This window comes from Microbacterium sp. (assembly GCF_031988965.1).
Classification (GTDB): Bacteria; Actinomycetota; Actinomycetes; order Actinomycetales; family Microbacteriaceae; genus Microbacterium.
On sequence record NZ_DALZXX010000142.1, the window covers coordinates 1 to 7,438 of the forward strand.

General features: G+C 68.4%; 7 protein-coding genes. 4 read left to right on the forward strand and 3 right to left on the reverse strand.

Features of this window, described 5'->3' with window-relative positions:
* The coding region (locus RTM68_RS15770; RefSeq protein WP_312172712.1) for a helix-turn-helix domain-containing protein at positions 1-242 on the forward strand (242 nt) is incomplete at its 5' end.
* Positions 243-269: 27 nt separating this feature from the next.
* Here the strand turns inward: RTM68_RS15770 and RTM68_RS15775 are convergent.
* Positions 270-971 (reverse strand): NRDE family protein, encoded by a 702-nt coding sequence (locus RTM68_RS15775; protein ID WP_312172714.1) that lies wholly within the window; start codon positions 969-971, stop codon positions 270-272.
* Between the two features lie 90 nt (positions 972-1,061).
* Here RTM68_RS15775 and coaBC point away from each other — a divergent pair, with 90 nt between their 5' ends.
* Complete coding sequence (gene coaBC, locus RTM68_RS15780; protein ID WP_312172717.1) at positions 1,062-2,276, forward strand: bifunctional phosphopantothenoylcysteine decarboxylase/phosphopantothenate--cysteine ligase CoaBC; 1,215 nt, start codon at positions 1,062-1,064, stop codon at positions 2,274-2,276.
* Between the two features lie 75 nt (positions 2,277-2,351).
* The gene (locus RTM68_RS15785) at positions 2,352-4,568 is read left to right on the forward strand and encodes an AAA family ATPase (RefSeq protein ID WP_312172719.1); all 2,217 of its coding nucleotides are present in this window, start codon (positions 2,352-2,354) and stop codon (positions 4,566-4,568) included.
* A 144-nt stretch (positions 4,569-4,712) separates the two neighbouring features.
* On the opposite strand, the gene RTM68_RS15790 is transcribed toward RTM68_RS15785, so the two are convergent.
* The gene (locus RTM68_RS15790; RefSeq protein ID WP_194762408.1) at positions 4,713-6,224 is read right to left on the reverse strand and encodes an amino acid permease; all 1,512 of its coding nucleotides are present in this window, start codon (positions 6,222-6,224) and stop codon (positions 4,713-4,715) included.
* 96 nt (positions 6,225-6,320) lie between these two features.
* A complete protein-coding gene (locus tag RTM68_RS15795) occupies positions 6,321-6,908 on the reverse strand; it encodes a nitroreductase family protein (RefSeq protein WP_312172722.1) in 588 nt (195 codons plus the stop codon).
* Between the two features lie 150 nt (positions 6,909-7,058).
* Here RTM68_RS15795 and RTM68_RS15800 point away from each other — a divergent pair.
* Positions 7,059-7,438 (forward strand): hypothetical protein (locus tag RTM68_RS15800; protein WP_312172725.1); only part of this gene is annotated, 380 nt, incomplete at its 3' end.

Consider the following 7,438-nt stretch of genomic DNA (forward strand, 5'->3'; position numbering starts at 1 on the left):
CCCGCCGGTTCAAGGCCGAATACGGGGCGACCCCGGCCGCCTGGCTCGCACGACAGCGCGTGCTGCACGCCCAGCGGCTGCTCGAGCGCAGCGACCTCGCGCTCGACCAGATCGCCGACGAGTGCGGTTTCGGTTCCGCCGCGGTGCTGCGGCAGAACTTCGCCAGGGTTCTCGGAACGACCCCGACCGCCTATCGCGCGCGTTTCTCGTGCGTCGACGATGCGGAGACCAGCGCGGCCTGAGCGCGCATGCCCCTGCGGCCGTCGTGGTCAGTGGTCCCAGTGGCCGGGGCTCGGGAGCGCTCGATAGTCCACGTCGACGCCCGCAGGCGTGACGGATGCCGTGCAGTACAGCAGCGACTGCGTGGGGTAGCCGTGCGGACGGTTGTCGCGGATGATCGCCCGGTCGTCTTCGGGGTCGAGTCGTGCCGACGCGCCGAGCAGCGTGGTCCACTCGGCCGGCCAGTCGAGGCTGTCGGCGGCCGGACCCAGGGCGCGGAACTCGGGCAGCCAGGCGGCGATGCGCGGGGTCTCGAGGTCGTCGAGATCGTCGTGGGCAATCATGTGGATGCCGTCGCTGATCGCCGTCTCGCGCAGGTCGGCCCCATCCCAGCTCAGTACACGCGACCCCTCGGGGCGCACCTCGAGCAGATTGAAGCCGTGCATCGGCAGCGGAGCGATCGGTGAGCGGCCCATCACCGATTCCAGGGCGAGCGAACCGCGCGACACCGCGGCATCGGCGGCCAGATCGACGACATCGGCGCGGTTGAGCAGCACGGCGAGTCGTCGCTCGGCCGGGTTCACCGCGAGCCAGGCGCCGCCCGCCCGCCGGTCGCGGATGCCCGAGACCCCGGGGTGGGCATCGGGCCACCACTCGCCGAGAGCATCCCATTCCCGCTGCGGGTCCTCATCGCGCACGGCGAGGAGCCGCGCGGTATCGGGTCGGGCCACATCGATCACCACAGTGCACACGGGATCAAGTCTAGGAGCGGGTGAGAGCGGTCAGACGGTCCTCGGGCAGGCGCCGACCCGCCGGCGCGGATGCTGCGGCAGAATCGAACCGTGAACATCGTCGTCGGGGTTACGGGTGGCATCGCCGCATACAAGACAGTGCACCTGGTTCGTCTGCTGACCAAGGCGGGTCACGATGTGACCGTCGTGCCGACCGAGGACGCGCTGCGTTTCGTCGGCACGCCGACGTGGGAGGCGCTCAGCCGGCATCCGGTCACGACGAGCGTGCACGACGATGTCGCCCGCGTGCGACACGTCGCGCTCGGGCAGAACGCCGATCTGGTGATCGTCGCCCCGGCCACGGCCAACACGATCGCCAAGATCACGGCGGGCATCGCCGAGGATCTGCTCGGCACGACGCTGCTCGCGACCGAGGCCCCCGTGCTGCTGGCGCCCGCCATGCACGCCGAGATGTGGCGCAATGCCGCGACCCAGGCGAACATCGCGACTCTTCGCGAGCGGGGAGTGCACCTGGTGGGTCCGGCCGACGGCGAGCTCGCCGGGGGCGACAGCGGACCGGGACGCATGGTCGAGCCCGGGGAGATCGTCGAGGCCGCTCTCGCGCTCATCGCCCCGCAGGATCTGGCCGGGGTGCGCCTCGCGATCTCGGCCGGCGGCACCCGAGAGCCCATCGATCCGGTGCGGTTCCTCGGCAATCGATCGAGCGGTCGGCAGGGCATCGCGCTCGCCGCCGAGGCCGCTGCGCGCGGAGCCGTCGTGACGCTCGTCGCAGCGAACATCTCGGGTGACGTGCTGGCCGAGGCGCGGCATCCGTCGATCCGGGTGATCTCCGTCGGCACCGCAGCCGAGCTCGCCACGGCGATGAAGGATGCGGCGACCGCAGCCGACATCGTGATCATGGCCGCCGCGGTCGCAGACTACCGGCCGGCATCCGTGTCGGACCAGAAGCTCACCAAGGAGCAGGGCGTGCTCACTCACCTCGAGCTGGTCGAGAACGAAGACGTGGTGGCGGCCCTCGCGGCGGCACGTGCCGCGGGTGCGGCGCCGGAGGGCCAGACGATCGTCGCCTTCGCCGCCGAGACCTCGGAATCGGCCGACGAGCGGCGGGATCGCGCCCGTCGCAAGCGGGAGCGCAAGGGTGTCGACCTGCTCGCCGTCAACCTCGCGAACGCCGAGCAGGGCTTCGAGCGCCACGACAACGCGGTCGAGATCGTCGGCGACGGCGGCGAGATCGTGGCGTCCGCGGCGGGGCCGAAGCGCGAGGTCGCTCGAGTGATCCTGGATACTGTCCGCTCGGTGCGCTAAACTTGAGTCACGTCCACTCAACTTTTCGGACGATGACCACAGGAAGTGACCAGAAGGAGTCTCCCAGGAGGAAACATGCCAGGCCCACAGAGCGCGCAGAACGACGACCAGCAGTCCGCCCTCGAGCAGTTCGGGATCAATCTCACCGACCGCGCCCGCCAGGGAAAGCTCGACCCGGTGATCGGGCGAGACAGTGAGATCCGGCGAGTCAGCCAGGTACTCACCCGCCGCACCAAGAACAACCCGGTGCTCATCGGCGAGCCGGGCGTCGGCAAGACCGCCGTCGTCGAGGGCCTCGCTCAGCGCATCGTCGCTGGCGACGTGGCCGAGTCGCTCAAGGACAAGCAACTGGTGTCGCTCGACATCTCCGCGCTCGTCGCCGGTGCGATGTACCGGGGGCAGTTCGAAGAGCGGCTGAAGAGCGTGCTCAAGGAGATCACCGAGTCCGAGGGGCGCATCATCACGTTCATCGACGAGCTGCATGTGCTCATGGGTGCGGGTGGCGGCGAAGGCTCGGTGGCCGCGTCGAACATGCTGAAGCCCATGCTCGCCCGGGGTGAGTTGCGCCTGATCGGCGCCACGACGCTCAACGAGTACCGCGAGTTCATCGAGAAGGATGCGGCGCTCGAGCGACGGTTCCAGCAGGTCTATGTCGGAGAGCCGACGGTCGAAGACACCATCGCGATCCTCCGCGGACTCAAGGGCCGGTACGAGGCGCACCACGGTGTGACGATCTCGGACAGCGCCCTGGTCGCCTCCGCTGCCCTCTCGAACCGCTATCTGCCGGCACGCCAGCTGCCCGACAAGGCGATCGACCTGATCGACGAGTCGATGTCGCGGCTCAAGATGGAGATCGACTCGTCTCCCGTCGAGATCGATCAGCTCAAGCGTCAGGTCGACCGCATGAAGCTCGAAGAGCTGGCTCTCAAGCGTGAGAAGGATGCCGCGTCGAAGGAGCGCCTCGTCGCCCTGCGCGAGCAGCTCGTCGGCATGGAGAAGGAGCTCGCCGAGCTCGAAACCCGCTGGGCTCGCGAGCGTCAGGGGCTCAACCGGGTCGGCGACCTCAAGAAGCAGCTCGATGAGGCGGTCACGCAGCGCGACCTCGCGATGCGCGAAGCCGACTACACGCGTGCCTCGAAGCTCGAGTACGAGACCATCAAGCGTCTCGAGCGCGACATCGCCGAGGCCGAGCAGGCCGAGGCGACCGCGTCGTCGGAGCCGCGCATGGTGAACGAGCAGGTCACCGACGAGGACATCGCCGCCGTGATCGCGGCGTGGACCGGCATCCCGGTCGGACGCCTGCTGCAGGGCGAGAGCGAGAAGCTGCTGAACCTCGAGTCCGAACTCGGGCGCCGCCTGATCGGGCAGAAGGATGCGGTCAAGGCGGTGTCCGACGCGGTCCGACGCTCGCGCGCGGGCATCAGCGACCCGGGTCGCCCGACCGGATCGTTCCTGTTCCTCGGACCGACCGGTGTCGGCAAGACCGAGCTCGCGAAGGCCCTCGCGCAGTTCCTCTTCGACGACGAGCACGCCATGGTGCGCATCGACATGTCGGAGTACGGCGAGAAGCACTCCGTCTCGCGGCTCGTCGGCGCCCCTCCCGGATACGTCGGCTACGAGCAGGGGGGTCAGCTGACCGAGGCCGTTCGTCGCCGTCCGTACAGCGTGATCCTGCTGGACGAGGTCGAGAAGGCGCACCCCGAGGTCTTCGACGTGCTGCTGCAGGTGCTCGATGATGGCCGTCTGACCGACGGGCAGGGTCGCACGGTCGACTTCTCGAACGTCATCCTGATCCTGACATCCAACCTCGGTTCGCCGATCCTCATCGACCCGACGCTGTCGCCCGATGCGAAGCGCGAACAGGTGATGGCGCTCGTGCACCAGGCCTTCCGCCCGGAGTTCCTGAACAGGCTCGACGACATCGTGATGTTCTCGGCGCTCAGCCAGGACGACCTGGCGCAGATCGTCGAGCTCTCGATCGACCAGCTGCACGACAGGCTGCGCGATCGTCGGCTCACCCTCGCCGTCACCCCGGACGCCCGGTCGTGGCTCGCCGAGAGGGGGTACGACCCGATGTTCGGAGCCCGCCCGCTGCGCCGCCTGATCCAGTCCGAGGTGCAGAACAAGCTGGCCACCGCGCTGCTCTCGGGCGGCGTGCACGACGGCGACACCGTGCGCGTCGACGTGGCGGTCGACGGCACGGGTCTCGTGCTCACCTCCACCGCGCCGGAGCCCGACGTCGACCAGGAACCGGACGACGACGTGATCGAGGCCGAGCTGCTCGACGACTAGCGCCGGGCACGCGACCGCACCGAAGGAGATCTCACGCGTCGAAGGACCGCTTCTGGCGAAGCATCCTTCGTTGCGTGAGATCTCCTTCAGTGCGAGTGCGAGTGCGAGTGCCCCGCCGCGGCCGCCCGGATTGGTGAGTTCGCGTCAGCCGCCTGTCGGTCGACGGATGCCCTTCAGCGCATCGGTCTCGAGCTCCTGCCCGAGGATCGAATGCCGTCGCGAGTAGGCGAAGTAGATCACCATGCCGATCGCGAGCCAGATCCCGAATCGCAGCCAGGTCTCGGTGCTGAGGTTCAGCATCAGCCAGAAGCAGGCGAGAGCCGAGATCCAGGGCAGCCACGGCGAGAGCGGCACCGTGAAGGGACGCTCGAGGTCGGGGCGGCTCTTGCGCAGGATCGGCACGCCGATGCTGACGAGCACGAAGGCCGACAGGGTGCCGATGTTGATCATGTCGCCGAGCACCTGCACGTCGGTGAAGCCGGCGATGAGCGCGATGACCACGCCGACGATGAGCTGGATGCGGATCGGCGTGCCGCGCTTGGCGTCGGTGACGCTGAGCGAGCGCGGCAGCAGGCCGTCGCGGCTCATCGCGAAGATCACGCGGGCGAGGCCCATGAGCAGCACCATCACGACGGTCGTGAGGCCCACGAGGCTGCCGATCGCGATGATCTGCGCAGCCCAGGTCGCGCCGACCAGCTCGAACGCGCTGGCGAGCGACGGCTCCTCGAGCTTCGCCAGCTCGGTGTATGACACCATTCCGGTGATCACGATCGCCACGAGCACGTAGAGCACGGTCACGATGACGAGGCCGAGGATGATGCCGCGCGGCACCGTGCGCTTCGGGTCCTTGGTCTCCTCGGCGCTGGTGGCGACCACGTCGAAGCCGATGAAGGCGAAGAACACCAGGGCGGCGCCGCTGAGGATGCCGAAGACGCCGTACATCGTCGGCTCCGAGCCGGTCATGAACGAGAAGAGCGACTGCGTCCATGCGCTCTCGGTCGCGGCGCCCGACTGCGCCGGCGGCACGAACGGCGTGTAGTTGGCGCCGTTGACGAAGAAGAAGCCGGCGACGATCACGAACAGCACGATCGCGACCTTGATCACGGTGAACACGCTGTTGACGCGGCTCGACAGCTGCGTGCCCAGGGCGAGCAGCACCGTGAAGATCGCGACGATGACCACGGGGCCCCAGTCGAACGAGAGCGGGCCGAGTTGCAGCGTCATCGGGATCTCGAGGTCGAACAGCGACACCGCGTCTCCCAGGTAGACGCCCCAGTACTTCGCGATCACGGCCGACGCCATGAGCATCTCGAGGATGAGGTCCCAGCCGATGATCCAGGCGAGGAACTCGCCCAGCGTCGAGTACGTGAACGTGTAGGCGGAGCCCGCGACGGGGATCGATGACGCGAACTCGGCGTAGCAGAGGATGGCGAGGCCGCACACGGCCGCCGCGATGATGAACGAGATGATCACGGCGGGGCCGGAGTGGCGGGCGGATGCCTCGGCGCCCACCGAGAAGATGCCGGCGCCGACCGCCACGGCGACGCCCATCACCGCCAGGTCCCAGACACCGAGGGAGCGCTTCAGCGAGCGTTTCTCGTCGTGTGTCTCGGCCATCGACTGTTCGACCGATTTGATCCTTCGCTGAATCGCCATGCGCTCGAGTCTAGATCTGCGGGCACCGCGCACGAAGGGCGCCACCCGTATATCGGGTGACGCCCTTCGTGGTGAGGCTGGCGGTGTGGCCGGGGCTCAGGCGCTGAGGATGACCGTCTCGTCGATCGGGCGGCGCACGCGGGGTGCCGTCTCGCCCTGCTGCAGGCCCTCGGGAAGACCGGCGGCGTCACCGAGCTCGCCGACCGCGATCACGGTGATGGCTGAGAAGCGCGGCGACAGGTCGGCGAACTCGCGGACGACCTCGGGGTCGAAGCCGCTCATCTGGTGCACGAGAAGACCCTCGTGGTGAGCCTGCACCGAGAAGTGCGCCACGGCCTGGCCGAGGTCGTACACCGCGTGACTGATGGCCTTGCCCTCGTCGGACTCGGTCTCGGCGACCGCGACGATGAGGGCCGAGGCCTTCGACGCCCAGAGCTGGTTGAACTCGACGAGCGACTCGACGACCTGGTCGAACAGTGCGGTGCCGCGGCGGGCGACGATGAAGCGCCAGGGCTGCAGGTTGTAGGCCGACGGCGACCAGCGCGCGGCCTCGAGGGCGGCATTCAGCTTGGCGTCGTCGATCGTGTTCTCGGCGTCATAGGCCCGAGGGCTCCAGCGTCCGGCGAGCACGTCGAGGACGGGGTGCTCGGTGGGGGCGGTGCGGTCGACGACGGGAGTGCTCATGGAAATGCCTTTCGAGAAGGAGAGGGATCGGACTCCTTCGTCCGGGCTACATCGAGTGTAAACAGGTGCATGCGGGCGCATATTCCCGATCTTTCGGAATGTATCCACATGACGACGAAACGACCTTGTGAAGATGAGTAGAGTTCCCGAATGCGAACAGAAGACACGTGTCGTCGGGAGTCGACCATGAGGGATCCGGTGATGCCGGGACTCTCGTGGGAGTACGCGAGCGCGGTGCTCGGGGCCCTCGACGATCGTTCGCGAGCCGACGCCGAGCAGCATCTGCTCGAGTGTCTGAAGATGCTCGTGCTGAGCGATGTCTGCCTGCTGGTGGTCGAGACCTCGCGAGAGCTCGAGACGGTGCGGGATGCGCTCGCCGCGCGGCCGACGGAGTACGCAGGACTGCGACACGCGATCGCTCGAGGGGGAGTGGGCGGTGCATGCGCACGCGCGTGCGGATGCTCGGGTGGCGTCGAGCATCCACACGCGCACGGCCCCGCCGGCGGGGAGCCGATCCGGTGTGCGGCGGC